Raw genomic sequence first — 24570 nt, forward strand, 5'->3', positions numbered from 1 at the left:
AAGCAAATACAATAAAAAGGCGGGACAATTGTCCCGCCTTTTTATTTTCAAAATATAGCGCTCCAGTTTTTGCATATTCAAAATTTGTCCTAATTTTGTGACACTCAAACGGGGGATTAGCTCAGCTGGCTAGAGCGCTTGCATGGCATGCAAGAGGTCATCGGTTCGACTCCGATATTCTCCACTCTGATAATCAGGCCTTTACGGTAATTCCGTAAAGGCCTTTTTGTTAGGGGGTAACACAAAAGTACACACAACTTCCTCTATTCTTTTCTTTTATACCTGATCAACCGCTCTGGGTAAAGCTTTAAGATGGTTAGCCTTATAAATTATTGCAATTAGCTTTGGTTGGCTTTTCTATACATATTCGGTAAGTTTAATATTCTTTTTAGGATTCAAATAAACTTCTATCTCAATGGGAAACGATCTTAAAGTACAGCCGAAAATAATCTATAATGAGTTATTTAAACATCCTACATTAGAATTCAAGAAACATTTAAATGCTGAAAACAACTCCAGAATATTGTTTTCTGGGATGTATGGTGTAGGCAAATCTACCTTCATCCAACACTTCTTTGGACATGAAACTCAGACAAAAACATTCGGTGAAGAAAAGTATAGGGTAATACAGCTAAATCCTGTAAACTATAGTGTTTCTACCAACGAAGACATCTTCAAATTCATCAAGATTGATATCCTAAAAGAACTACTCACGAAGTATAAAAACCATATTGATTTCAACCATGACAAGCTCTCATTCTCCACTGTAGCAGCTTTTTATATCGCTGAAAAGTTTAACAATATCGCTGGGCCACTTTTAATGCTAATGGGACAGCTCAATATTACTAACTTCCCAAATGAAGAGATTCTTTCAGCCTGCAGTACCATAAAGAAACTATCTGATGAAGTTACAAGTGGGATCGATAAGAGAGTTGATGAATCTGATAACCTCAAAAATATCAAAAAATTCATAAGTCCTGAATTTGAGCGGGAGGGGTCAATTTATGAGCAAAATTTAATAACTAATTTAATAATTGACTTTACTAATCAGCTAAGAGAGAGTGATAAAGAAACTATACTGATAATTGATGACTTAGATAGGCTTGATCCAAGTCATATTTTCAGGCTCTTCAATGTTTTTGCTGCTCACTTTGACCAAGAGTTTGAAACACAAAATAAATTCGGATTTGACAAGGTAATATTTGTGTGCGATGTAGATAATATAAGAAGACTATATCGCCATTTTTACGGAGGCAGCAACTCCTTTAACGGTTATATTGATAAGTTTTATAGCCACAGGATATTCTACTATGACAACAAGAGTTCAGTAAAAGCTATGGTCAGTTCTCTTGTGGACAGGGTAAATATCTATTACGATTCAGTTGATGAAAGAAAATTTATTTCAAACATTAGTATTAGGTCAAATCTTACGGTAGTACTTAGCTCATTTTTGGAAAATGGGAATATTAACCTTAGGTCATTGCTAAAACTTTCAAACCCTATTGTTATTAAAAGGAGAGAAGTCGCCACAGATTTGAGATGGAAAACAAATATAGATATCCCTGTCACAGTAGAATTTGAAATATTAATTCAGCTCCTTAACCATAAAGATGAAGTAAAAGAAGCTCTTGAAAGGTCACTTAAGAGAGGTAACTTCCTTAATGAATCAAATATAAATGATGCTGAATACCTTAGATTCGTACTTAGTTGTGTTCCTTTAATAAGCCGAAAGTTCAGTACAGAGACAGTACTTCAAAAATATATTATTGATGAAAACAGGGCTTTCTATGTAAATACTGGACCAAGACCAGGTGATTATGATGTAAGAGTTAAGAGAAACGATAATTTTAAAGAATCCGCACTTGAATCACACTGCACACCAGCCATTGAACTTTATATTAAAGCGATGGAATATTTGGAAATGACCAATTACCTGTAGGCGCGAAAAGGATTACTAATAATTTATAATCAACATCATATGATGTTATAAAAAGCTTGGAACTTCCTACGAAAAATATTAGTTATATTCAGACAATTTAATATTTGAAGTATTATGACACAGAAATACGATATAAGCAATCATCGCATCCCAGTTCCGGTTTGGAAAGATGAAAAACAATTAGAGCTGGTTGATAAATTTATCTTAGTAAAAGATCACAGCAGCTATTTGGCTTTCTTGGAAAAGCTAAGTGGAGGTAGAGGCCCTTGGACTCCTAAACTCGAGGAATTTAACCAATGGGAACAATCACTACAAAATTAGCAATAAAGGCCACCTTCGCGGGTGGCCTTTATTGCTTGATAAATGTTTGCTGTAATTTTATTAAGTATTTTGGAAAAGATAGATTTTAGCTTAGTAGCTTTTGTTTTTGCTGTTGAAATTCTTCCTCGGTTAAAATACCTTGATTTTTAAGGCTTGCAAGCTTCATAATTTCATCAGCAACAGATAAAGTCGCATTTGCTACTTGTGCTTCTGGTTGTTTCTTGGTTCTATGATATTGGTCAATATAATCATTAATTTCTTTGATGATCTTCTCGGAATTAGCCCCTTTCGGAACTTCAATTTTTCTATTTTCGCTCCCAGATGCTATAATGTACATATTAGCCATAACACTAAACATTCCTTTGCTTTCGTATTAAACTCCGGTTACGCTTCTTAGCGGATATGAACTTCCTTTACCAGAAAAATCTTTCCATATTAGTTGATCATTTTCTGATTTGACTTTGGCTTGAAAGCTCCCAAAATCCCACTTTTTATCTTCCATCTTAAATTCGTGGTTAAGTATATCAATATTTAGATATTAATCTATAAATAAAAATCAAAAAGTACAATAGTCTCTTTTGTATTTCAATTATTCAAATCATTATTAAGTATTTAAAGCAGAAGGTTCACCGCTTAAGGTATGGCCGTTCTCCGCTTTCCTATGAACCAAATAACAAATTTAGTATGGTATTAAAGAGCCTCTTCTGTACTTTATAACAGTTTTGATTGTCAGATTGTAAAGCTTAATCTTTAGCTATTGATTGTTTTTTGATGAGCTTCTGGCAATGCAGTTTTGAGTATCGCCTCCAAATTATTGAGCTGTTCGGGGCTTAGGTGTTGCAATGCCTCCTGGCTTAATACTGTGCCATTTATCTGAATATAGTTGTTTTGAGTCTGTATAAGAGTATTGCCTTTGGGTTTTGCCACTGCGGGTGTCATCATGGTAAGAAATAACTTAGCTGCTGAAACATCTCCATTCACTGCATACTTAAATACCCTTGCCAGTACTTTATCTGTCATAAATCGGTATTGCTCTGATTGTTCTAAATAAATTGGGTGAGTAGCATAATCTTTTAGATGCTTATGTACTGTTTGGCGGCTTAAACCTGTATCCTTTGCTATCTCTGTTTTTGTCGGCATTCGACCGAAATCCTGCATAAGTGTAGAAATGGAGGCGGTTATAATATTATGGTTAAGCTCCCAATAATAATTCTTGAAGTCCCTACCCATTACCGGCTCTATCTGCCTATAAAAATTATGTCTATTCTTATCAGTGAGCTGCTCAAACTTCTCTTTCAGCTTCTTATCAAATGCCTCCCTTTCATCTTCACTCAAATCTTTTAGGTCTTCACGATTGATAGTGTCTAAGGCAAACAATTTGTTAATCTTAGCCTCTGCATCTGTAAACTTTTGTAAACTCTTTTTAGCGGATTTCATAATGTTTAAACTTAGTTGGTAGACCCTGTAAGCAATTCCTTATAATTGATTCCATGTACAGTGCAGCGGCTTAAAAACGTACCTATTGAGGCTACCCCATTGCACTTGGTTAAACATCTGTTGTACTGCCTGTCTGTTTCGCTGTAGCTGTACTTTGGGTGAAACTGGCTTACCTGATGGAAGTACCCCCGCCCGCTTTCACCAAACGTACTGGCAAAATTGCTGCCTATGGGTAGCCAGTCCTGATGATATGATGTGGTAATGTCCACCCCCTGTCTGATAATTTCCACTATACAAGCTTCTACTTTTATCTGATCTTCAGTTGGGTTCACTGTTGCTGTGGCTTGGTATTCTTGCTTAGCTGCTTTGTGCCTCCCTCGCAACGGTTTAGGCCAATGGTTAAAGTATGCGTTTGGGTCATAGCTGTAATACCGTGCGCTCGCTATGTTACGGGGGGCTGGGTCAAGCTTCATACCCATTGTAGCAATCTCCCTGTACAAATAATTAAAGTGCTCACTATGATATAATGAATCATAAACACTTACTAAACCCCATACCCCCCGCCCGCTAACGCTAAGCCCACAATATGCTACGTATGGCAGTGACGTCAATATTTCACGGGCTGTACTTAAATCTTTCAGGTGTAGGTTATCTTTTTCATCAATATCAAACTGTATTAAGCCGCTATGACTTTTATAACTCGCTTCGTTACGGTAAGGGAATATGCCTGATGGTGTGATTACTGGTAGTAGCTGCTTTTTCAGAATGTTCCGCTGGGTGTGGTTCTCTTCAGCTCTGATGGCCTGCACTTCTTTGGCGTACTTATCGGAGGTTAGCCACGTTAGCAGATTGACTGTTACCATGCCACTTGGTGTGAAGCATCTTTTAAAGCAAGATACCTCCACATTTAAAACACTATTCATAATGCTTTTTAATTGAATTTTAAGATTGTGCAGGTATGATATTATTGACACTAATGATATTCTGTTTTACAGAAAGTGTCAGAAGTATCGAAAATTTCATACCTGCACTTTTTAGAATTTCTTAGAGTATTGCCCGTGCTTTTCTTTAGAAAACAGGTCAGACCGTTGCAGAAATCGCTTGAATGTGATTTCCGGCATACTCTCACTGTGAGCAATGTTTAGCCCCTCTTTTGTGTGGAAAGTGTTGGGCAATAGGTCGTACACTATGCGTTGTTTAGTATTTAACCTATCATAAGGGGTGCTATTGAGTATGCCATGTGCTTTCAATCCTGTCTGCCTGAAATACTCCACTAACAGTATGGCCCGCTCTACTGTGTCGGCTTCTACTTGTTCCTTGGTACTTTCGCCTGTGGTATAATCTAACATCTGAAGTATAAGCGATAAGCGTATCAGATATACTTCGAGCTTGGTGTAAAGACCGGCTATACTTTCCGCTTCAGCATCATTTATAAGGTCTGTATTGATATGATTCCATCTACTTAATACTGCTTTAGCTTCTGTTGTAAACTCCAAAATGTATGGTGAAGTATTGCCCTCATCATCTATTCGGGGCTTTAGATCAAGCAAGTTTGATAGATATGCATACCAATACTGGCTAACTTTTGGGTGCAGGTCTGCGTCGTTTGGGTATGGTTTTTTCAAACCTTCTGGCATGGCAAAAACAACCCTATCCATGAACCCATTAAGGCTACGGCTGTCTTTAGCTAAATCGGTTAGTATGCCGTTTTGGATTGTACCACAAACTGAAATAAAGGGGCTTTTTATAAAGATGGCCTCATCTCCTTTACGGTCAATTACAATAGGTTTCCCGCTCCAATTGCTAAGCCAAAATTGTTCTTCACTTCCTTTGTTGTACCTGTCGAAATTTTTAAACCAACTTGCTAACTCATCTGCATAAACACCTAACCCTCTGGGATTACACTGATGCACTTTAGTTAATGCTTCTGGTGTGAAGTCCTGAACAATATGCTTGGTTAATATAGGCTTAACAGGTTCTTCAACTATACCCTGCTCTCTTCGTTCTTTATTAGATAAATTGGCAATGGTTTTAAACACTTCATACTCTTTCTGATACTGTGTGAAAGCCTTGCTATCTCTCTCAAATATTGGATTGAGTGCCCATGTGAGGGGGTGGCTTTTGTTTGCTCCTGGCCTGCCTACAAGCGCAATGTAGATAACAGGGTTTTCCTGCCAACCACTTTTAACCTGCACTTTGTGGGTGTTGCCAATGGCTAATGATGTGGCATAAAGTATAGCAGCTCCAGTATAATCTATCGGGAATTGAAGTGCCTCATGCAGCATTATTACCATGCGCTGCAGTTCTTCAGGAAAAACATGTACAGGAAACATGTTCCCCTTGTCGGGTAATTTTGAGTTTAAACTATCCATCACTAAAACAGGCTAAGTTGAGAAGAAAAATTAGGGGCTTTTGTGGGGTCAGTAGTAAGATACCATGCCCTGAAGCCTGTGAGCTTGCAATGGGTGCGGGTAACCTCCCATAATCTGCCTGTTTTTTGAAGCTCTCTCTTATATCTCGTTATGCACTTTTGAGGAATACCTGTTGATGCAGAAACCATTGAGGCGGTAGCTACATGCGATTGCAAAAACCTAAATATGGTTTGCAGTTGGGTTAGGTGGGTGTTATCTTTGGTCTGTCGAGTTACCAAAGATTTTCCGGGGGTTAGGTTATGTTTCCGCATAGCTTAACCCCTTCTTTGTTTACGTCTTGCTGAAGCGGCTAATGCTAACGTAGCCTCATCGCTGCTCTTCTCAACTGTCTGTTCTTCTACCCAGTCAGTAAGCTCTTTACGGCTGAATACAAGCCTGTGCCCATAGTGCTTGTGGGGTATCTCATTTAATGAAGTGAGCTTGTAGAGTTTAGACTTACTTAGCCCTGTGATTTCTACCGCTTCATCAAATGTGCAGCGGTCAGGCTTGGGGGTAGCAGGTGTTGATGTTGGGGCTAATGCCCTGCTTACTGCACTCTGTATTAGGGTGCTTAGCTGTTCTGCTGTTGTTACTATTAATTGCATAATATACTTGATTGATTTGCAACAAAGTACACTATGGAATTAGCGAGCTTTTTAGTAACCTATTTCATTAAACTTACATTTATCAACCTGATTTACAGTATATTACAAAATATAATAAAAATATTTAGTAAGTCGTTAGTAAGTCGAGTTTGCTTTTATTGACAAAATACTTTTTAGGTCTTGCAAAAATGCCCTTTGCACCCTACTTTTTTGCTCTTTCATAAATAGTTTATTATCGATACCATCAAAAGTACTTTCTTTCAACTCAAGTTTTTCAAGCAAAGGTTTAACCCAATCTTTCATGTATTGTTTGCTGTCGCTGCATTCATACATTCGCTTGAGTAAGCCACACATCAATTCTTTTTTACCTTTCTTAATAGTCAGTCTATGTTTTGATGTGGAAGTAAAAACGCTCAGGAATTTGTCAATACTAATACTCTCCCATAACTCACCATCAAACTTGTAATGAATCCTAATCAACAAATCTGGTTCTAAAAGAGAGTGTCCGCTGCCCTCTGTAATATGCTGTGCATGCTCCATTTTTTCTTCTATTCTTGCCTTTGAAACTTCTTCACAAAAAATGTTATCAGCATAATTTTTTAGAATGCGATACTTTTCTAATACCTGCCTTATTTTGTTCTCGGAGTTGGATTGATACAGATATTTGAGAGTTATTTCTATATTCTCGCTATCATCTATTAAACTGTTTAATAGTGAAAGCTTCAATTCAGGAATAACAATTTTATCAGTCAGTGAGATAACATTATAACATGTGGCCTGTGCATATCCATTATAATCTATGTTAGTATCTGTCAGAACATATTTCTTAAATTCTGTAATACTACTGTTAATCTTATCGAGTATCTTAACTGTGCTGGTGTCTTTTATAAACCTGCCGTAATAGTCTGAATCAACTTCGTTTTTCAAAAGCATTTGGTTAAACTCCGCTATTAACCTTTGCCCCTTTACCTCCAGTACAGATGGTGTGTAAAAGTTGGCAGCAACAGACCCATCAGATTTTATAACTGTTGGTCTATTTGAAGTACATTCCTTAGCCCATTCATCATCACTGATAAAAGAACTGAAATACCAGTATAGTTTGGGTTTAGGAGTCAGCTCTAAAAACTCTTCAAATAACTTTTCTCTATAGCCTACATTTTCAGTTATAATTTCCTTGTATCCAAAATCAACAACTGATAGTTCACGCTCAAAATCCTTAATTATTTTCTCTCTATTCATATCCTTTTTTAGAAGTTAGTCAACAAAGCAGCATTCTTAACTCGCTCTTCCTGCTCAAATGATGCTAAATAGTTTTCAGTTGTTTTTAGATCGTTATGCCCTAAACTCTCTGATATAAAGGCAATGTTAGCTCCAGACCGTTTTAATACTGTTGCGTAACTGTGTCGGGCTGTATAAGTACTGATGTTAGGTATTCCCAGCTTTTTACCAATGGCTTTAAGCTTAGTATTCATCAACTTTGTGATGTTCTTTATCTTAGTGCGCTCTTCTTCGGGGCTTTCTTCGCCTTGCAGGATAGGAAAGACAAAGGTTTCAGGGCTAATCTCTTCATTCCCCCAACGACTTATAATAGCTTGCATTTCGGGTAACATGGTAGCGTGTATCAGCTTTTTTTTCTTTGCCTTTGCTAATGTCTTCTGCCGGTAGAAACATACCTCTCCATTTCTAATATTGGAGTACCTTAGTTTGCAGATGTCAGTAATATTTGCCCCGTTGCATAGGTAAGAGAAAAACCAAAGGTCACGGCATTTCTCCACTGTATCGGTTTCGCATTCATACTGCACTATCTTCTTTATGTCACTTAGGGTTAAGGCTATGTTTCTGCCTGCATGCTGTGGAATTTCGTAGCGGCCCTTACCGAATGGGTGTTGAGCGGGTTTAATGATGTCTGCTGCCTTTGCTTCGTTTACTATTACCTGTAAAGCCCGCATGTACATTGAAATAGTAGTATAACTCTTACCATCATCCAATAGGTATTGCTCGTACTGCTTTAACCAATCAACTGTAACATGTTTAAACTCTATGTTCTTACCCTTTTTGAATAGGCCAATACTTCTAAGCGTATACTTATACCAATCGGAAGTACTTACCTTACCCAGTGCTTTTAACTCTTCAATCTTAGCAGTGAATGCAGCATTTAAGGTACTACTCTGGCCTTTGCTCAATTTGGCTTGCAGGTAATCAATGCTGAACTGATCGTTTTTGATAAGCTGCCTAACCGTAGCTTCAAACTCCTTAGCAAACTTCTGTATTGATTCCCTGATGGCTTTCAGCTCCCGTGCTTTTGTAGTCGGTAGCTTTTCCCAGTCTTCAACAGTTAGCCGCTTTCCTGTAGAGTAATAAGCCCGCTGCCTTTGGTGGGTAACTCTAACCTTAACAGGACACAACCCATCTGTATTGGCTTTGCGGGTTTCAAGTATGGTAGCCAATGTAACGCCACTATCAGAAAATTCAAACATGCTATTTGTGGTTAGCTGTGTTACCCTTAAAGGGGTCACACAGAGGTACACACAAATATAAAGAATGAATGAAAATTAAAGAAGTGGTATGCAAACTAAAATATTACCTTTATTGCTAAATAACAGCAACTTACGAAAAGCATACCAGAACATGAATACAGGAGAAATACAAACTGTTTTGCATGGCATGCAAGAGGTCATCGGTTCGACTCCGATATTCTCCACGAAGGCAACCTGAAAGGGTTGCCTTTCTTGTTTATGGCCAGCTATACCTACATACTTTTCTCTGAGAAAACAGACCGCTACTATGTGGGCAATTGCCAGGACATGGAGATCAGGCTGGCCAAGCACAATGCTGGACGGAATACCTCCACCAAAGTAGGAGCACCGTGGACACTCAGGTATAGCGAGACTTACCCCACCACGCAACTCGCCCGCAAAAGAGAAGCAGAGATCAAAAGAAAAAAGAGCCGCAAGTACATCGAGCAGCTGATCAGCGCAGCTGGCTAGCACAACTCAGAGGCTTTTCATGTTCAGTTAACTAGATAGTTGCAACAAAGGCAACCCTTACAGGTTGCCTTACTTATTTTATGGCCTTCTATCCTCTAGAAATAATAACCCGATAGCTTGTCAAAGTATTCTTTGAATTTCTTCTCCGTGTGCTTCAGGTCAGCTATATCGACAAACAGCGAAGAAGAAAACAGGTTCTCAGCCTCTTTGTGATTACCTAGTTCATTGGCGATCTGCTCAAAGGGGTGCTTGATACCACTCTGCTTCACTCTGTACCCGAATCTGCCAACAGGGACCCGCCCTTTGCCCATTTTTTTGGTATGAGCCAAAGCTAACAGGTACTCGAACATATCGAATATGTTTTCATAATCCTTGCTGTGGGGCAGGAAAGAATTGAATAGTGGTTTCAGTTCAGAGAATAGTAATTCAGACATAGGCACAAGCTGCCTGTTACCAAGAGCTTCTCGTAGCGTATCATAGTCCAATACTTTAGCCACATTGACATGGTCTAGAATTGGAGCCTCGCCATACCTTAAATGAGAAGTCATGGAGAACATCTTGGACAGCAACCTGTAGTCTTTCTTCATGATGCTGGCAAGCCCTATGCTGTACAGGAAGATAAGTCCTGGTAGCGTTTCGAGATCCAGCCATACGCCTCCTTCCTCGTCTCTCTCTTTTGCAGATGTGAAACAGGCTAAACTGTTAAGCCAGATTGAATGGTGCTGTTCTTTACCCCAGTAAACCCCGTTTACAAACAAGCTGCTTAGGGAAACGCATTGTTTGAAATAATAATTTACCCGTGCCTTGATCTCTTCTTTAGTTGGAGTGCCTGCAACCGGCAAAGCATTGAAATTAAAGTTGATACGATCAACTTCACTCCTTATGAGATCATGAAGTGATATGATCTGCTCATCATGCACGATAAACTTCTTCAACTTGGTTAGTGCAATCTGCGATGTTGAAAGATGTGCTGATTTAGTCGTTTCAAGCACTTCTATCTTTTCGTGCAGTTCTTTGAAGAACAAGTCAGCATTGGTAATGCTCACAGCCTTCCCTCTTCTGATGTAGGCTAGCTCTTCCAGTTCATTTCCAACCTTGTCTGAATACGTGAAGTAGTTCGAGAACCTGAACTTATTTGAAGTTTCTAAGGCCTCCTTGAGCACACGATCACTAGTGGCCGTCCATCCGCAGGTTATCAACCCAAAATTATCTGACACATAGCGCAACAGCTCCGATAGCCTTTCCTCGTACTTGTCTGCTTCACTCTTTACATTCAGGAAACTGGAGTCCATGTAGTCCCCGTTTACTTTAATGACTGTAACCCTGGAGTGAACAATGGGAAGGGAATTTACGATATGGCCAGGGCAGCTTATCACAACAGGCTCTATACCTATGCATCTCAATGCATTTTCTACCAGCCTGTCGAGGGTCGTTGTGATGATTACCCGCACATAGCCTTTGCTAACTAACCGGGCAATTGTTTGATGGGCAAGTGTTGGTTTCTTTAGCCCCTCCTCAAGTTCGGTTTCGTTGGGCTCAAAATATCTTCGCAAGAGATTTTGCCGCTCAGTCTCTGTATTCGTAAGCGGCTCCAGCAGGCTTGCATAGCCCGGCTTTTCTCCAAACCGCGTAAAAAACCACTCCTCCGGATTCGGCTCACAATTCGCATTCTCAAGCACAGCTATTTGCCTGATCAGATCCAAGGCTATATCACTACCCGTAGGTATGCCGGCACCGCTGGAAACACCAGAGCCTAATAAGAGCGCAAATGCACCTTTGTTATTATAGATCGAATGAGATACCGAGGAGACTTGGGCATTCATAATTCATGTTGCTTCAATACCGGTACAATATATAGATAATTTTATACTAAAACCACGGAAATTATTTTCATTCTAGCAGCTCTACAATTTTAGCAGAGCGCAATGCCCTAAATCGGGTTATTCGCCCCTTCTACGCTCTTTCATCCCTGCAAAATCTTCATAGCCACTATACTTATACCTGCCGCCGCTTCAGCGAAAGGGCCAGCTTTACCCCCTAAAATCAGTCTTGCTCTGAAGATGTATAATATCTGGCATCCCTTAACTCCAATCATACAGCACAGTTATAAGCCGTGGCGCAAACGGGGCTCCGTTTTATACCAATACACTTCGTCTGGTTAAACCTGAGAGGTTAAATATTCCGGAACATGCCCCCATACTGCCCGTACCATATAGGACGCAACGCTTAAAGAAGGGAGGATCTATGTCAATGCCATTTAATTTTGAAGACAACATCAAGAACGCAACAGTACTGCTGCAGGACGTAGCGGCAGAGCTGCAAACAGATGACCTCAACAAAGCCGGCCGCATTTTCAGGGCTGTGCTGCAATCCATACGGGACAGATTGCCTGTAAATGATGCCGTACAATTTGCCGCACAGTTACCTATTTTCTGGAAGGGCATCTACTTCGACCAGTATGACACGTCCAAGGTGCCGGTCAGGATCCGGGATGCGAACGATTGGATCAATTACATCCGCAACAAGAATGCATTTGCGGCTAATAATGACTTTCAGCAGGACGAAGAAATCACAGCGGCTTTCAGGGCTGTCTTCCAGGCCCTGCAGCGCACCATGACCGACGGACAGCTAGAGAAAGTGAAGCAATCGCTAAACGAGGACATCCAGGAACTGCTGGCTGCCTGATACAAAAGCTGCGCCGCCTGTCGCATAAGGCAACAGGCGGCGCAGCTCTTAATATACTTTCACGCTATACAAACAGCCCCTCTACAGAAAGGTAGCGCTCGCCGGTATCGTAGCAAAAGGTCAGTACCCTGGCACCATCCGGAATTTCTTCGTCCAGTTTCTGCTGCACCGCTGCCAAAGAGGCCCCCGAAGACACTCCCACAAATATTCCTTCTTCCATAGCGACTCTCCTGGCATAATCGTAGGCATCGTCGGCTGCTACCGTTATCACACCATCCAGCAGACTGGTATCCATTATACTAGGCACAAACCCGGCTCCTACACCTTGGATCGGGTGTGGGCCGGGCTGGCCACCGCTCAGCACCGGAGAGGCGGCAGGCTCTACTGCATATACCTTCAGATTAGGGAAGTGCCGCTTCAGCACCCTGGCTACGCCTGTTATGTGCCCACCTGTGCCTACCCCGGTGATCAGGTAATCAAAGCCTTCCGGAAAATCAGCCATAATCTCCTGCGCTGTGGTTTCGATGTGGACCTGTGTGTTAGCCTCGTTATCAAACTGCATGGGCATCCAGGAGTTCTCGTGTTCTTCGAGCATTTCACGGGCGCGCTCTATCGCTCCCTTCATGCCTTTTTCACGTGGTGTCAGCTCTAACTTAGCCCCGTAAGCCGACATTAGCCTGCGTCGCTCAATGGACATGGACTCCGGCATCACCAGGATCAAGTGATACCCTTTCACAGCAGCGACCATGGCCAGTCCGACACCAGTATTACCCGAAGTTGGCTCAATGATCACGCTGCCCTTTTTAAGGATACCTCTTGTTTCGGCATCCTCTATCATAGCCAAAGCAATGCGGTCTTTGATGCTGCCGCCCGGATTAGCACGTTCCAACTTCATCCAAACTTCCGCTTTGTTTTTAAACATGCGGTTGATCTTCACATGGGGCGTTTTGCCTATGGTTTCAAGTATGCTATGCGCTTTCATATTTGTGTCATTTTAAATTGAAAAATTCAGAACATCCGCTCTGTCTTCGTAATAACTCACTTTTATTTGTGGACGGTGGTACACTCTTGCAAAAGGTGGCACACTTTCGGTCAACCACACATTTCCCCCTATGATGCTGCTGTGGCCTACCACTGTATTCCCACCCAGTATGGTTGCTCCGGCATAGATGATCACATTATCTTCTATGGTAGGATGACGTTTCAGGTTCGCCATTGACTTCTCCACACTTAATGCACCCAGCGTCACGCCCTGGTATACCTTCACATTGTTTCCAATGTCGGCTGTCTCTCCGATCACAACGCCGGTGCCGTGGTCTATGCAGAAGCGAGCCCCTATACTGGCTTTGGGATGGATGTCTATACCTGTCTTAGTATGTGCGTAGGTAGCTAGCACGCGTGGCAGCAGTGGCACCTCCATGCGGCAAAACTGATGCGCAAGCCTGTACACGGCCACAGCAAAAAAGCCTGGGTAAGTGCGGATCACCTCGTCTATGTTTACTGCGGCCGGGTCACCTGCCTCTATGGCAGCGGCATCGGCATTAAGTTGGCGCTGCAGGTCCGGCAGTGCTTCAAAATAAGCATCGGCTATTTCATAGGGCTTGCCGGGCAGGCGTTCTTCTATTCTGTACAGGATCTTCTCCAGATCAGAGCGCAGCAGCATGGCGTAGGCTTCTACTTCAGACCGGGAACTAAAAGAGCGCTCCGAAAGGGATGGAAAGAGCAGTTGCAGCACGCCATCCAGGAAGGCGCAGCTCATCGAGTGCGGCACTACGTGGCGGGACTGCTGGTGCACAGCTGTCAAGTGTTCAATAAAAGCTTGGCTGATCGCTGTCATAATGCAGAAGAAACTAGGTAGCCTGGCTAAAGTTTAACTGAAGTATATACAATAAATAGCTATACGGGCAGCTTTAGCCTGTGTCTATGATTAACGTGAAATATCGACCGGAGTAGTGTACCGCGCAAAAAAAGAGGCCTCCTACCTGAGGAGGCCTCTATGCAAATGCTGAAATGGCAAAGGCTATACCTGTGATTATGTTCTTGTCTCGCTATTTTCGGTCTTTCACCACAAAGTTGAGGTACAGAAAACCAAGCAAAGCGAAAGCTCCTCCCGTCCAGAACACTATGCTGAACCTGGAAGGGTCGTTGGCATAGATCCAACCGGAAGCCAGGGCACCAAACCCTATACCTGCCTCGAGGGCGATGTACATGGTGGCCATTGCCCGGCCACGGTGCTCGGGGTGGCTCAGGTCAATGGTCCAGGCAAAGACCGTCGGGGAGTTCATGCCTACGGCTACGCCGAACACAGCCGCAGCGAGCAGAAGCTCTGTAGCCGTGCTGGCCCAACCGATCAGCCCCATCGCCACCACCAGTAAGGCAGAGCTGATTTTCAATACCCGGATACGGCCATACTTGTCGGAGGCTCTGCCGGCCAGAAAGCGGATAGCCAATGATGAGAGTGTAAAACTAGTGAAGAAGAGTCCTTTGTTTTGAATGCCCAGGTGCTCACTGAAGTCAGGAACAATCGTCAGGATGATACCGAAGGAAACCACCGTGAGCATCATCACAATAGAGGGGTGTAGGACACGGGGTTCAAATATCTCTTTGCGGGAAATCTTGAGCAGTCCCATCCGGAAGCGGTTTGGGTTGTCCAGTGTTTCGTGCATGCGGGCTACTACGGCCACCGATAGGAAGGCAGCTGCTGAAGAAGAGTAGAACATGGCATCAAGCGAAAAGCTATTGGCGATTGCGGCTCCCATGGCAGGTCCCGCAGCCATGCCCAGACTGCCTGCTAACCCCAGCAGTCCCGTCGCCTCCCCCCTTCGCTCCATCGGGATGATGTCAGCGACATAGGCGGCAGTGCCAGTGGGTGTAAAGCCTGTTGAAAAGCCGTGCACAAGGCGCAGCAACAGGAATGCAGCTACCGTGCCGGTGATCGGGTATAGGAAGCCACATAGAATACAGACAGTACCTCCGATCAGCATGACAGGTATACGCCCCATCTTGTCGGCCAACTTCCCGCTAAATGGCCTTGACAGACCAGCTGTTAGTGTAAAGAGAGAAATGATAAGCCCCTTGTACTCAGCACCTCCTAGTTGTGTAATGTAGTTGGGCAGCTCCGGGATGATCATGTTGAAGCTTGCGAAGAAAAGAAAAGAGCTCAGGCACAGCAATCCAAATTGAAGTCCATACACACGTGTTTTCAGCTCGGCCATAGTCAGATTAAAGCCGCAAGTTCCGAAAACAATCGCTCCAAAACTATAGCCTAATTGACATGCTGCAGTTCGTACGGCTAGATGGCGCGTTTATACCCTGTGTCTAAGCCAGATCAGGCGCAAAAAATAAGCAGCCCCGTGGACTGCTCAAATGGTCTTTATAGAAGTCAACCGGGAGACTAGTCGAAACTAGGGCAGCCTTTCTTGGTACGCTTCTTCTTTACCAGGCCATCCTTGTTATACACTGATGACTTGAATGAAAAATACTCAGCAGTTTTCTTGCCGGATACTGCCTGTCTTTTACTCTTAGTTGTTTTTTCGCTTTTAGCTGACTTCACATCAGCATCAGCAAAACTGGCAAATGATAAAAACAGCAGGGCACTGATCAAGGCCGTATAGAATTTTCATTTCATTAGCTGGTTGTTTTAGGTGAGAGAAGACCATCTGTTGCAATATTATAATATAATTATATATTAAAAAAATAATTAATTATATTTTTTAAACCAATATTACCAGCTTATGAGAATATTATCGGTGCAACTACAGGATTTGAGCAGGCATGTGAAGGTGAAGCAGTGCCTGCCCGCTAAAAATTCAATTAGGAGATGCTGTATAACAAAGAACCATCTCAGATGTGAGATGGCCGCCATTTGGGGAGCAGCAAGAGATAAGGAGCCTATATACCTGCAACTGGTTTTGGCACGTTGAACCGGACACCGTTAACAGCCACATTGCGCTCCAGCGCTGCTAACTGTAAATTAAGTGCCACCTGGCTGGCCACGTTGTGACTTTCGATATCCGACAGGAGCAGTGATTTCTGTTGACCGCCATACAGGTCAAAAAGCACACAGTGGTCACTCAGTTGTACTGCCGCTATCCTGCTCCAGTCCAATCTGTTTTCCTTGCTGTAAAAGTTAAGCCTGTAACTGATCCTCGTCGGCGATATGGCTACAAAGGCATTTTTGAGGGGGAGCTTATCAGTGCCAAGTGCCACCAGGTACAGCCCTGCCAAAACAATAACGATGGCCGCAATACCCCACAACCAGCGTGTCTCTTCCGACAGTATGAGATTGTAAAGAGATGCCGACCCGCCTCCGCATGCCATGAACAGCCCTAACCAAAGCAGCCGGTCTTTGATCCTATGCAGTTGTCGGGCTGTATAAAGGCTGATGTACATAGAAACAATATTGGGCTGATGATTTAAGGCAATGCCAACTCAAAATGTCAGACTTGACAAAGTTGCAAAAAGAGGCATTAAAATTGAATTAAAGTAACATACGATCGCCACAAATACAGGTTTAGTTTTAATCAAAATAAATTAAACACAATTTAATTCTATTATTTTGAGACCTGGTTTGAAAGTGCTATGACTGCTCTCAGAGGCGCTGCAAATGCTGCATTTTAGTGGGGCCTATAAACTTACGCGCTGTGCACTTACAGGCACCTGGTTCACCTCCACTTGCTGTTGAATGGCTGCTAGTTGTATACTTACGCTTACATGATTGGCTATTTCGGGGCTTTGGATGTGACCTAGCCGCATGATCAGTTGTTCACTGTCTTTCAAATCAAATACCAGCGCATGCTCCGATGCCTGAATACTGTCAATGGCATCCCAGTAGATGGTATGCTCAGGACCGTACAGGGTGAGTCTGTAGGCGATGCGCTCTGGCGTCATGGAAAAGTAAGCGTCTTTCAGACGGATATAGCTGGCACCAACAGCAAACCCCAGCATCCCGATAATGCTGATAGCCAGTGCGCCTCCTGCCCAGCTCCACCGGACCTCTTCACGGGCAACAAACTCCCCTAACAAGGCTGAGAGACCTCCGCAGAGCATGAGTATACCTATCCAAAGCAGCACTCGCTTTGTCTTCTTAAGCTCTTTGTTTGGGTATAGGTTTACATACATAGTCTTAATTTTGCGTCATCTCAATGGTTATCCCCTTATCAGCTGAGATCTGAATCAGTTCGGCACGTATGCGCTGGAGCGTTTGCTCATGGTTCACTGCATCCAGGGAAATAGCATGCTGCTCTCCGTTTTTCAGTTCAAATGTCAGTGAATGGATGCCCAGCACCATGCGCTCTACTTCCTCCCAATCAAAATCGTGCTCCCGCTGCATAAACCCCAGACGGTACCGCAGACCCACAGCCGATATGCTAAGGTGACGCTGATAGCCTGGGTTGTGGTCGAGCCATACGGAGACCATAAAAAGTGTGAAGGGCAACAGGCTGAACAGGTACAGGAAGGTCATGGCTGAGTGGAAGTCCTGCACAGCGATGAGCTGGTACAGCAACCAGCCATGCAAAGCCACTGAAAGCAAGGCAAGTACAAGCAGCAGACGCTCCATTTGCGACCGAACGCCATAAGGTCTGGAAAACAAACGTACGCTAATGCCGGTGTGCTGCATCGTAGGGTATAACTTTAAGAGATCAATATACTAATTATTACATAGTTACCAAAGAAATTCATACGAAAACATTAAAACAGAGCTATATTAAAGGCATTTAGTATATTGAAAGCGCATAAGCCTAACCCATGAAAAAAAGCTATACCTTCTTACTTGCCTTTGGCCTTTTTGCGGCCTGCCGCCAGCAGCCGCAGCAAAGCGTTCCCGTGGCTGCCGATACACAACAACAGGGCATAAACAAGTTTTCTGACCCCGTCCTGCGCGAACTCTATACCTTGCAGGACGAGCGCAAAACCGCTGAACTACTCAACTTCCTGAACCACCCGACATTGCAGTACCGTCAGGAGGCAGCACTTGCCTTTGCTTCGGTGCAGGACACACTGGCCATACCACAACTTTTGACATCTCTTTCTGACACCAGCGCTGCGATGCGCGTTGCCTCGGCCTACGCACTGGGTCAGATCGGACATAAAAAAGCCCAGCAGGCCATGATCCGGCATCTGCAACAGGAACAGCGACCTGCGGTACAGGCAGAAGTATTGGAGGCCCTTGGCAAACTGGCTGACAGCGGAGGGCTTAACTTTCTGGTAAATTATCGGGCAACAAACGAAACAGCAGCGGCAGGACAGGCATGGGGAATGTACCGGGCTGGCCTGCGGCAGATCAGCAGCGCACAGGCTGTGGAACGTGCCGTGCAGTGGCTGGCCGAAAGCAAGTCGTATGAAGTGCGACTGGCGGCCGCTCACCTGCTGGCCCGCACGCCCAAACTTGACCTGACCCCTTACCGCCAGCAACTGACCACCGTGGTTACCTCAGATGAATCTGCAGATGTGCGCATGGCGGTGGCGCAAGCTTTCTCCAAAGTGAATGCCCGTGACAAAGCAGCACTGCTTTCCGGCATCGTGCAGAGCGACCCAGACTACCGCGTGCGCCTGAGTGCGGTCCGCTCCATGACAGGGCTTGAGTTTGAAGAAATAGACGAAGCGATTCTGGCCGGTCTGACCGATCAAAACATCAACACAGCAGTGGCCACAGCGGAGTTTCTGCAGGCTAATCACGCCGGTGTAGATACCAATACGCTCCGTAAGGCTCTCAGTCAGGTAGAGGATGGCCGTGTGCGGGCGGGTCTGGTCTGGGTGATCCTGCGCAACAGCCCTGATAAGGATAAGCTGAGCCAGGAGTACCAACAGCTATACTTGCGCACCGAGAACCCTTACGACAAAGCGCATCTGCTCAAGGCGCTCTCGGCAGACTACAGCAATTATAAGTTTATCGCCAAAGAAACCTTTGCCGCTTCGCAACCGGTGATTGGCACCTATGGCATGGAGGCACTCGCCGCCATGCGCCAGCAGGCCGACTTCCCGAAGACTATGGAGCAGGACTTTGCCGACATCTTTAAACAAGGTATAGCTTCCGGCGACGTTTCGCTGGCTGGTCTGGCTGCTGGCGTGATCCGCAATCCGAAGCTCAACTTCAGGGAGGTATACCGCGACTATTCCTTCCTGAACCAGGCGCAGCAGAAACTCGTGCTGCCCCGCGACATGGAGACCAATATCGAATTGCAGAAGACGATTGATTACCTAAACGGGAAAGAACAATCTGAAACTCCTCAGAATCCTTTCACGCATCCGATCAACTGGCAACTGGTACAAACCATTCATCCTGACCAGCAGGTGGTGATTGAAACTGAGAAAGGCGTGGTCACACTGGAGCTGTTTGTGGAGGATGCACCGGGCTCAGTGGCCAATTTTGTAGAGCTGGCAAACAAGCAGTTCTTTGATGGGCTGTACTTCCACCGCGTCGTGCCAAACTTTGTGGCGCAGGGCGGCGACAAACGCGGCGATGGCTGGGGCAGTTCCGACTACTCTATCCGCTCTGAGTTTGCTCCGCTGCACTACCGCGAAGGCTACGTAGGCATGGCCTCTGCCGGAAAAGACACCGAAAGCAACCAGTGGTTCATCACGCACTCTCCCACCCCGCACCTGGACGGCCGCTATACCATCTTCGCGAAGGTGGTAGAAGGCATGGATGTGGTGCACCAAGTAGAGGTGGGCGATAAGATAAGACAAGTAAATCTGATCCTTCGAACTAAATAAACTATGTCTGAGATCTGGCCCGCTACAATCCCAGCCGTACAGGTGCGCATTGCCCGCCCGACAGACCAACTGCCGGAGATTGAGCAATTCTATTGTGAAGGACTGGGATTAGAGAAGCTTGGCTCCTTTACAGGACATCAGGGGTATGATGGCATCATGATAGGCTTGCCCGGCTTAGCATACCATCTGGAATTTACCCAGCACATAAACGGAAGTCCCTGTCCGGCACCTACCCGGGACAATCTGCTGGTGCTTTACATTCCGGATAAGTCTGCGCTCGATAAGGCTGCACAGCGGCTGCACCAATTGGGCTACCCTGCAGTGGAGCCAGAAAACATTTACTGGAAAGAGAAAGGAGCCGTAACCATTGAAGACCCTGATGGCTGGCGAGTGGTTCTCATGCCCTCTGCAGGTATAAAAAAAGCGGCGACCTTTACTTAAGGTCGCCGCTTTTATATGAAACGAGCTTTTAGAATCGTTCCATTGGCTGTTCTTCAATTTTTTGCAAGCGGCCCCACTGTGGGATCAGCTGCTTGAACTCCTGTAGCAAGGTTTTGCTGCGGTCTTTGCCATACCAACCGTGTAGCTTCTCCACAAATTCCTTGTATGGAACCTCCTGCGCTTTCATATCCATGAACAGCTGCTGGGCAGGCTCAGGCCGTGGTCCCCAGGTACCGAGTTCTTTCATGGTATCGGCATCGAGCACGATCAGCTTCGGTATAGAGCGTCCTCCGTTGGTGAGGTAGGCGTCCATTACTTCCGGGTACTCGTCACGCAGCATCAGCTTTACCTCAATCAGGGGCGAGGCATCCGCTATTTTTACCAGGGCAGGCACTGTTTGGGCGGCATCGCCACACCAGGCTTCCGTCAGGATCACCCATATCATTTTATTCTGCACGCTCAGCATCAGGTCCACCATTTCGTTGTCGAGCACGGTGGTTTTCTCGACGCGGCGCATGCGCTGGGCGTTCATGCGGGTATACTCTACCATGGCCTCGGAGTGGTTCGTTCCTGTGGTTTTATTCTCCGCAAGCAATGTGTCAATTAACTCGCGGTATTGGGTATAGGTCATGGCTTTCGCCAAATGTTCACTCGTAATTACTGTTTTAGACATAGTCTCTGAGATCATAATTTTTGTTTAAATTTTCGCGGAACTATATATTAACAGGTAGATGTTCACATAAGTTCCTTCACCTTGGGAGCCCCCCTGCCCTCCCTCTTATTTTACCCCGTTTGCACTGAATTGTTTGCATTTTCTGTCAAGCGCTTTGCAGAATCGGTCAAGTACAACAGCAGGTTTAAGCCCCATCTTTGCAGCATCACAAAACTTATAACACCAACGCAATGAACAAATTGGACAAAAATTTCCTGGTGCTTGGTGCAACAGGCAGCATCGGCTATGCTTTCACGCAGGTGCTCCTGGCGCAGCAGGAGCAGGTCACCATCCTCGTACGGGACCGTGACAGGGCATCCCGACTGTTCGGCACACAAGCCGGACTCACCATTGTGCAGGGCGATGCACAGGACAAAGAGCTGCTGCATGACTTAGGCCGTAAGGCCACGCATATTTTCCATGGCATCAATTACCCTTATGACAAATGGCAAGGCAACATGGAGCGTGTGACACAATACATCATAGCCGCTGCAGCCGCCAACAAAGCCACCATCCTGTTTCCGGGCAATGTGTACAACTACGGCAACCTGCAGCCCGAAATAAAGGAAGACTCCCCGATGCAGCCGCACACCCGGAAGGGGGCGCTACGTGTGCAGCTGGAGCAGATGCTGGCTACGGCGGCACAGCAGGGAACTTGCCGCGTGCTGATCCTGCGCCTGTCCGACTTCTGGGGACCCAACGTCATGAACGAAGGTATAGCTCCGATTTTCAGGGCAGCCCTGAAAGGGGAGGCCATGCCCTGGCTCTACCGCAACGACATACCGCACCAACTGGTCTACACCCCTGATGCTGCACGAGCCTTTTATGAACTGCTCCAACTGCAGCCAGACGCTCCTTACCAGGTATACAATTACGGGGGCGAGGTGGTGCCCAGCATAAAAGCCTGGCAAACGCAGATTGCGGAGGTAGCCGGCACAAAACCAAAGCACAAACTACACAGCAAGTGGCTGTTCCGTTTGCTCGGCCTGTTCATGCCTGTGATGCGGGAGATCGGCGAGATGGGCTACCTGTGGGAAAACACCATCCTGCTGAACGATGAAAAGCTCCGGCAGACCCTGCCTGACTTTAAGCCAACCCCGATGCGGCAAGCCATTGCCGCTACCCTGGATTGGTTCAGGAAAGAGTCGACTGCCTGACCGTAAAACAAGCCAGGAAGCAGCCTAATACTCCCCGTAGGACTTTTCTCCTGCCTCAATCATAATGGGCAGGAAGTTCTGACGCGGAGGCAGCGGACAGGTGGCATAGGACACAAAGTCACAAGGCGGGTTCGAGGCCTTGTTAAAGTCAAGCTCTGTAGTACCATCTGGCCCCGGCTTGGCTGCATAGAGGTAGCGGCCTGCGCCGTAGGTTTCGATGCCGTTTGTTTTGTCAGCAAAGATGATGAAGAGCTCCTCCCCTTCCCACAGCGCATCCAGCTGATACTGCTGTCCGTTCAGCGTGAAGATCAGCGTACCAGGCGAGTCCTGCATAGAGGTCTGCCCTACTATATTGGTAATGGCGATCTGCTTCGGGGTGGGGTGCGCCACAAAGCTTGCTGTTACACGCCAGTCGGCCTTCACTGGGAAGCGCTTTATCCCTTTGAAGTGCACCAGGGCATCGTTCTGCAGGTCACGGAGGCGGATGCCATACCTGCCACCTCGCTTGATCACAAACCAGGTTAGTGTACCGTGCGTCAGTTTGGGCACTGAGTCCATAGCAGAGGTATAGAGCAGCGCCTCACGCACAGGTTTCCCTTTCAGCAGCACCTCCACTCCCGGATTGATGCTGGTGGTGACCTTGTCGCCCTTCAGCGTGATCACGCCAGCCCTGCCCGGAATCTTGCCCTCTGGAAAAGTCAGGCTGTTGTCAGGCCCGCTGCCAAAGGTATTGTCGCCTTCCTGCAACCAGAACAAACCCGCCAAAGTGAGCCAGCCGTCTGGTGCTTTCAGTTTTGCCTCCCGCTCCTGATGCCACTCATCTACACTAGCTACATAATCTGGAGTAGTTTCTGCTATGTTCTTGGCAGACTGGTCATACTCAGCGCATCCACCTGCCAGTATTAATGTGATGAACAGAAAAACAGAGAGAGAGAAAGGTTTTGATCGGAGCACGGGTATTAGCTGGGTAAAATATGCGATTCCGCTAATTTAATAAAAAATAATGGCTGAACATAGTTTTTAAGCAATTCAAAGCCTGAATCAGGCCTCAGCTATACTTTGCCGGTAGAGTTGCGGCGGGAGTCCGGTCCACTTCTTAAAGGAGCGGCTGAAGGCGCTTGGCTCAGAAAAACCGAGCAGGTAGGCCACGTCTGCCACGGTATGGTGACCACTCCGCAGGTGCTGCTGGGCAAGCTCCTGTCGCACACTGTCGAGCACACGCTGATAAGTGGTTCCCTCTTCGCTTAGCTTGGCCTGCAGCGAGCGCACACTCAGAGCCAGACTGCGGGCCACGCTGGTTACATTGGGCTCCTCCCCTTTCAGTTGCCGGGCCAGTTCGCGCTGCACAAGCTCAGTCAGCGAGCGGGGTTCATGCAGCCGCTGCAGGTACTCATTCGCGTACTGTTCGAAGAGCAGGTTCAGCTCAGGATTGGCACTGACCACCGGCTTCTGCAACCAGTCCGCCTCGAACACGAAGCCGCTGTAGGCAGCATCGAACTCCAGCATCGTAGTTTCCCCGAACAGGCGCCGATGCTCCTGAATGCTGTCAGGCTGTGGGTAGGCAAACATGACCCTGCGGTGTGGTAGCTCCTGCCCGATCAGGGCTTCGAAGGCATTTTTATAGATCACCATTTCACAATCGATCGCATAGCGGGGCTCTTGCAAAGCTGGGCTAATGACCTCCAATAGCACATGCGCCTCGTTGTCCCGCAACTGCAGACTGGTTCGTATGCCTTCGCACACGATGTCCTGGTACTTACAGAGCTTGCGCAGCGACTCGTATAGCGTTGGGGCGTTCATCATCACATAGGCGATGATACCTGCCGAGGTCGGGTTCAGGGCCTCGCCCACATGCAGCGCCAGATCAGGATTGGCAGTGGCCCTGACAGCTGCCTGCCAGAGCGCCACCATCTGGGCAATGGTAACACGACCGTGCACATCCCGTAGCTGACCTGACTCTATACCTGCCACCTCGCATAAGGCCGCTGCATCCTGCCCCTGCAGCGTGAGCACGTGCAGTACCAGGTTAACGGAGTTAGCGCTTAAGGTATGGTCAGGTGCTTGCATGGTTTCTTTCTGAAAATCGAAGTTACACAATCTCATAAACAGGTGCTGCATCCCAAGCGCAATAATTATTTGCTTAAAATTTTGCATTTTCA

Annotated in this window: 24 protein-coding genes and 1 tRNA gene; 8 read left to right on the forward strand and 17 right to left on the reverse strand. The window is 45.7% G+C overall.

Translation table 11 applies throughout. The features are described 5' to 3' along the window. Positions 1-110 precede the first annotated feature (110 nt). From AC5FXQ_RS03065 to AC5FXQ_RS03075, 3 genes are all read left to right on the forward strand, one after another. Positions 111-184: transfer RNA gene (locus tag AC5FXQ_RS03065), tRNA-Ala, on the forward strand. A gap of 231 nt (positions 185-415) precedes the next feature. Continuing rightward, positions 416-1939: a P-loop NTPase fold protein gene (locus tag AC5FXQ_RS03070; RefSeq protein WP_493601019.1), complete on the forward strand. Its 1524-nt coding sequence runs from the start codon at positions 416-418 to the stop codon at positions 1937-1939. A gap of 114 nt (positions 1940-2053) precedes the next feature. After that, positions 2054-2260 carry a hypothetical protein gene (locus tag AC5FXQ_RS03075; RefSeq protein WP_493601020.1) on the forward strand — a complete coding sequence of 69 codons (207 nt, stop codon included), beginning with the start codon at positions 2054-2056 and terminating at the stop codon, positions 2258-2260. Positions 2261-2345: 85 nt separating this feature from the next. On the opposite strand, the gene AC5FXQ_RS03080 is transcribed toward AC5FXQ_RS03075, so the two are convergent. From AC5FXQ_RS03080 to AC5FXQ_RS03110, 7 genes are all read right to left on the reverse strand, one after another. After that, the gene (locus tag AC5FXQ_RS03080; RefSeq protein ID WP_493601021.1) at positions 2346-2606 is read right to left on the reverse strand and encodes an SHOCT domain-containing protein; all 261 of its coding nucleotides are present in this window, start codon (positions 2604-2606) and stop codon (positions 2346-2348) included. A gap of 404 nt (positions 2607-3010) precedes the next feature. Then, positions 3011-3697: a hypothetical protein gene (locus AC5FXQ_RS03085; protein WP_493601022.1), complete on the reverse strand. Its 687-nt coding sequence runs from the start codon at positions 3695-3697 to the stop codon at positions 3011-3013. A gap of 11 nt (positions 3698-3708) precedes the next feature. After that, positions 3709-4620 (reverse strand): BT4734/BF3469 family protein, encoded by a 912-nt coding sequence (locus AC5FXQ_RS03090; RefSeq protein WP_493601023.1) that lies wholly within the window; start codon positions 4618-4620, stop codon positions 3709-3711. A 111-nt stretch (positions 4621-4731) separates the two neighbouring features. Beyond that, a complete protein-coding gene (locus AC5FXQ_RS03095; RefSeq protein WP_493601024.1) occupies positions 4732-6069 on the reverse strand; it encodes a YfjI family protein in 1338 nt (445 codons plus the stop codon). A 314-nt stretch (positions 6070-6383) separates the two neighbouring features. After that, complete coding sequence (locus AC5FXQ_RS03100) at positions 6384-6713, reverse strand: helix-turn-helix domain-containing protein (protein WP_493601025.1); 330 nt, start codon at positions 6711-6713, stop codon at positions 6384-6386. 135 nt (positions 6714-6848) lie between these two features. Then, positions 6849-7952, reverse strand: coding sequence for a hypothetical protein (locus AC5FXQ_RS03105; protein ID WP_493601026.1), 1104 nt, complete (start codon positions 7950-7952; stop codon positions 6849-6851). Between the two features lie 8 nt (positions 7953-7960). Further along, entirely contained in the window at positions 7961-9190 is a 1230-nt protein-coding gene (locus AC5FXQ_RS03110) for a phage integrase SAM-like domain-containing protein (RefSeq protein ID WP_493601027.1), read from the reverse strand. Positions 9191-9433: 243 nt separating this feature from the next. On the opposite strand from AC5FXQ_RS03110, the gene AC5FXQ_RS03115 reads away from it, so the two are divergent. Then, complete coding sequence (locus AC5FXQ_RS03115; RefSeq protein WP_493601028.1) at positions 9434-9700, forward strand: GIY-YIG nuclease family protein; 267 nt, start codon at positions 9434-9436, stop codon at positions 9698-9700. 95 nt (positions 9701-9795) lie between these two features. On the opposite strand, the gene AC5FXQ_RS03120 is transcribed toward AC5FXQ_RS03115, so the two are convergent. Further along, entirely contained in the window at positions 9796-11523 is a 1728-nt protein-coding gene (locus AC5FXQ_RS03120; protein WP_493601029.1) for an SIR2 family protein, read from the reverse strand. 421 nt (positions 11524-11944) lie between these two features. Between AC5FXQ_RS03120 and AC5FXQ_RS03125 the strand changes: the two genes are divergently transcribed. Beyond that, on the forward strand, positions 11945-12385 hold the full coding sequence (locus AC5FXQ_RS03125) for a DUF2267 domain-containing protein (RefSeq protein ID WP_493601030.1): 441 nt from the start codon (positions 11945-11947) through the stop codon (positions 12383-12385). Positions 12386-12449: 64 nt separating this feature from the next. Here the strand turns inward: AC5FXQ_RS03125 and cysK are convergent, their stop codons facing one another. The 6 genes from cysK to AC5FXQ_RS03155 all read right to left on the reverse strand — a co-directional run bounded on the left by cysK (position 12450) and on the right by AC5FXQ_RS03155 (position 18005). Beyond that, positions 12450-13367: a cysteine synthase A gene (cysK, locus tag AC5FXQ_RS03130; protein WP_493601031.1), complete on the reverse strand. Its 918-nt coding sequence runs from the start codon at positions 13365-13367 to the stop codon at positions 12450-12452. A 12-nt stretch (positions 13368-13379) separates the two neighbouring features. Beyond that, positions 13380-14222: a serine O-acetyltransferase gene (locus AC5FXQ_RS03135; RefSeq protein ID WP_493601032.1), complete on the reverse strand. Its 843-nt coding sequence runs from the start codon at positions 14220-14222 to the stop codon at positions 13380-13382. Between the two features lie 211 nt (positions 14223-14433). After that, positions 14434-15600 (reverse strand): MFS transporter, encoded by a 1167-nt coding sequence (locus tag AC5FXQ_RS03140; RefSeq protein WP_493601033.1) that lies wholly within the window; start codon positions 15598-15600, stop codon positions 14434-14436. A gap of 676 nt (positions 15601-16276) precedes the next feature. Then, a complete protein-coding gene (locus tag AC5FXQ_RS03145) occupies positions 16277-16777 on the reverse strand; it encodes a hypothetical protein (protein WP_493601034.1) in 501 nt (166 codons plus the stop codon). Between the two features lie 234 nt (positions 16778-17011). Further along, the gene (locus tag AC5FXQ_RS03150; RefSeq protein ID WP_493601035.1) at positions 17012-17506 is read right to left on the reverse strand and encodes a hypothetical protein; all 495 of its coding nucleotides are present in this window, start codon (positions 17504-17506) and stop codon (positions 17012-17014) included. Positions 17507-17510: 4 nt separating this feature from the next. Next, a complete protein-coding gene (locus AC5FXQ_RS03155; protein ID WP_493601036.1) occupies positions 17511-18005 on the reverse strand; it encodes a hypothetical protein in 495 nt (164 codons plus the stop codon). Positions 18006-18133: 128 nt separating this feature from the next. Here AC5FXQ_RS03155 and AC5FXQ_RS03160 point away from each other — a divergent pair, with 128 nt between their 5' ends. Beyond that, positions 18134-20101 carry a peptidylprolyl isomerase gene (locus AC5FXQ_RS03160; RefSeq protein WP_493601037.1) on the forward strand — a complete coding sequence of 656 codons (1968 nt, stop codon included), beginning with the start codon at positions 18134-18136 and terminating at the stop codon, positions 20099-20101. A gap of 3 nt (positions 20102-20104) precedes the next feature. Further along, positions 20105-20542: a VOC family protein gene (locus AC5FXQ_RS03165; RefSeq protein ID WP_493601038.1), complete on the forward strand. Its 438-nt coding sequence runs from the start codon at positions 20105-20107 to the stop codon at positions 20540-20542. Between the two features lie 28 nt (positions 20543-20570). On the opposite strand, the gene AC5FXQ_RS03170 is transcribed toward AC5FXQ_RS03165, so the two are convergent. Then, positions 20571-21215 (reverse strand): thioredoxin family protein, encoded by a 645-nt coding sequence (locus AC5FXQ_RS03170; protein WP_493601039.1) that lies wholly within the window; start codon positions 21213-21215, stop codon positions 20571-20573. Between the two features lie 230 nt (positions 21216-21445). Between AC5FXQ_RS03170 and AC5FXQ_RS03175 the strand changes: the two genes are divergently transcribed. Beyond that, the gene (locus AC5FXQ_RS03175; RefSeq protein ID WP_493601040.1) at positions 21446-22411 is read left to right on the forward strand and encodes an NAD-dependent epimerase/dehydratase family protein; all 966 of its coding nucleotides are present in this window, start codon (positions 21446-21448) and stop codon (positions 22409-22411) included. 24 nt (positions 22412-22435) lie between these two features. Here AC5FXQ_RS03175 and AC5FXQ_RS03180 read toward each other — a convergent pair whose 3' ends face one another. Both AC5FXQ_RS03180 and AC5FXQ_RS03185 read right to left on the reverse strand, forming a co-directional pair. Next, positions 22436-23365: a DUF1684 domain-containing protein gene (locus AC5FXQ_RS03180; protein ID WP_493601041.1), complete on the reverse strand. Its 930-nt coding sequence runs from the start codon at positions 23363-23365 to the stop codon at positions 22436-22438. 87 nt (positions 23366-23452) lie between these two features. After that, complete coding sequence (locus AC5FXQ_RS03185; protein ID WP_493601042.1) at positions 23453-24514, reverse strand: AraC family transcriptional regulator; 1062 nt, start codon at positions 24512-24514, stop codon at positions 23453-23455. Between the last annotated feature and the right edge of the window lie 56 nt (positions 24515-24570).

The sequence above is a fragment of the Pontibacter sp. LHS1 genome, from assembly GCF_058932855.1.

What these genes read in the sequence shown, in the direction of transcription:
- cysK (WP_493601031.1), bottom strand. Translation starts at nt 13,367, where the DNA reads ATGAAAGCGCATAGCATACTTGAAACCATAGGCAAAACGCCCCATGTG.
- AC5FXQ_RS03080 (WP_493601021.1), bottom strand. Translation starts at nt 2,606, where the DNA reads ATGGCTAATATGTACATTATAGCATCTGGGAGCGAAAATAGAAAAATT.
- AC5FXQ_RS03105 (WP_493601026.1), bottom strand. Translation starts at nt 7,952, where the DNA reads ATGAATAGAGAGAAAATAATTAAGGATTTTGAGCGTGAACTATCAGTT.
- AC5FXQ_RS03090 (WP_493601023.1), bottom strand. Translation starts at nt 4,620, where the DNA reads ATGAATAGTGTTTTAAATGTGGAGGTATCTTGCTTTAAAAGATGCTTC.
- AC5FXQ_RS03135 (WP_493601032.1), bottom strand. Translation starts at nt 14,222, where the DNA reads ATGACAGCGATCAGCCAAGCTTTTATTGAACACTTGACAGCTGTGCAC.
- AC5FXQ_RS03185 (WP_493601042.1), bottom strand. Translation starts at nt 24,514, where the DNA reads ATGAGATTGTGTAACTTCGATTTTCAGAAAGAAACCATGCAAGCACCT.
- AC5FXQ_RS03125 (WP_493601030.1), top strand. Translation starts at nt 11,945, where the DNA reads ATGTCAATGCCATTTAATTTTGAAGACAACATCAAGAACGCAACAGTA.
- AC5FXQ_RS03140 (WP_493601033.1), bottom strand. Translation starts at nt 15,600, where the DNA reads ATGGCCGAGCTGAAAACACGTGTGTATGGACTTCAATTTGGATTGCTG.
- AC5FXQ_RS03160 (WP_493601037.1), top strand. Translation starts at nt 18,134, where the DNA reads ATGAAAAAAAGCTATACCTTCTTACTTGCCTTTGGCCTTTTTGCGGCC.
- AC5FXQ_RS03085 (WP_493601022.1), bottom strand. Translation starts at nt 3,697, where the DNA reads ATGAAATCCGCTAAAAAGAGTTTACAAAAGTTTACAGATGCAGAGGCT.
- AC5FXQ_RS03070 (WP_493601019.1), top strand. Translation starts at nt 416, where the DNA reads ATGGGAAACGATCTTAAAGTACAGCCGAAAATAATCTATAATGAGTTA.
- AC5FXQ_RS03165 (WP_493601038.1), top strand. Translation starts at nt 20,105, where the DNA reads ATGTCTGAGATCTGGCCCGCTACAATCCCAGCCGTACAGGTGCGCATT.
- AC5FXQ_RS03110 (WP_493601027.1), bottom strand. Translation starts at nt 9,190, where the DNA reads ATGTTTGAATTTTCTGATAGTGGCGTTACATTGGCTACCATACTTGAA.
- AC5FXQ_RS03095 (WP_493601024.1), bottom strand. Translation starts at nt 6,069, where the DNA reads ATGGATAGTTTAAACTCAAAATTACCCGACAAGGGGAACATGTTTCCT.
- AC5FXQ_RS03150 (WP_493601035.1), bottom strand. Translation starts at nt 17,506, where the DNA reads ATGTATGTAAACCTATACCCAAACAAAGAGCTTAAGAAGACAAAGCGA.
- AC5FXQ_RS03170 (WP_493601039.1), bottom strand. Translation starts at nt 21,215, where the DNA reads ATGTCTAAAACAGTAATTACGAGTGAACATTTGGCGAAAGCCATGACC.
- AC5FXQ_RS03075 (WP_493601020.1), top strand. Translation starts at nt 2,054, where the DNA reads ATGACACAGAAATACGATATAAGCAATCATCGCATCCCAGTTCCGGTT.
- AC5FXQ_RS03120 (WP_493601029.1), bottom strand. Translation starts at nt 11,523, where the DNA reads ATGAATGCCCAAGTCTCCTCGGTATCTCATTCGATCTATAATAACAAA.
- AC5FXQ_RS03145 (WP_493601034.1), bottom strand. Translation starts at nt 16,777, where the DNA reads ATGTACATCAGCCTTTATACAGCCCGACAACTGCATAGGATCAAAGAC.
- AC5FXQ_RS03100 (WP_493601025.1), bottom strand. Translation starts at nt 6,713, where the DNA reads ATGCAATTAATAGTAACAACAGCAGAACAGCTAAGCACCCTAATACAG.
- AC5FXQ_RS03175 (WP_493601040.1), top strand. Translation starts at nt 21,446, where the DNA reads ATGAACAAATTGGACAAAAATTTCCTGGTGCTTGGTGCAACAGGCAGC.
- AC5FXQ_RS03155 (WP_493601036.1), bottom strand. Translation starts at nt 18,005, where the DNA reads ATGCAGCACACCGGCATTAGCGTACGTTTGTTTTCCAGACCTTATGGC.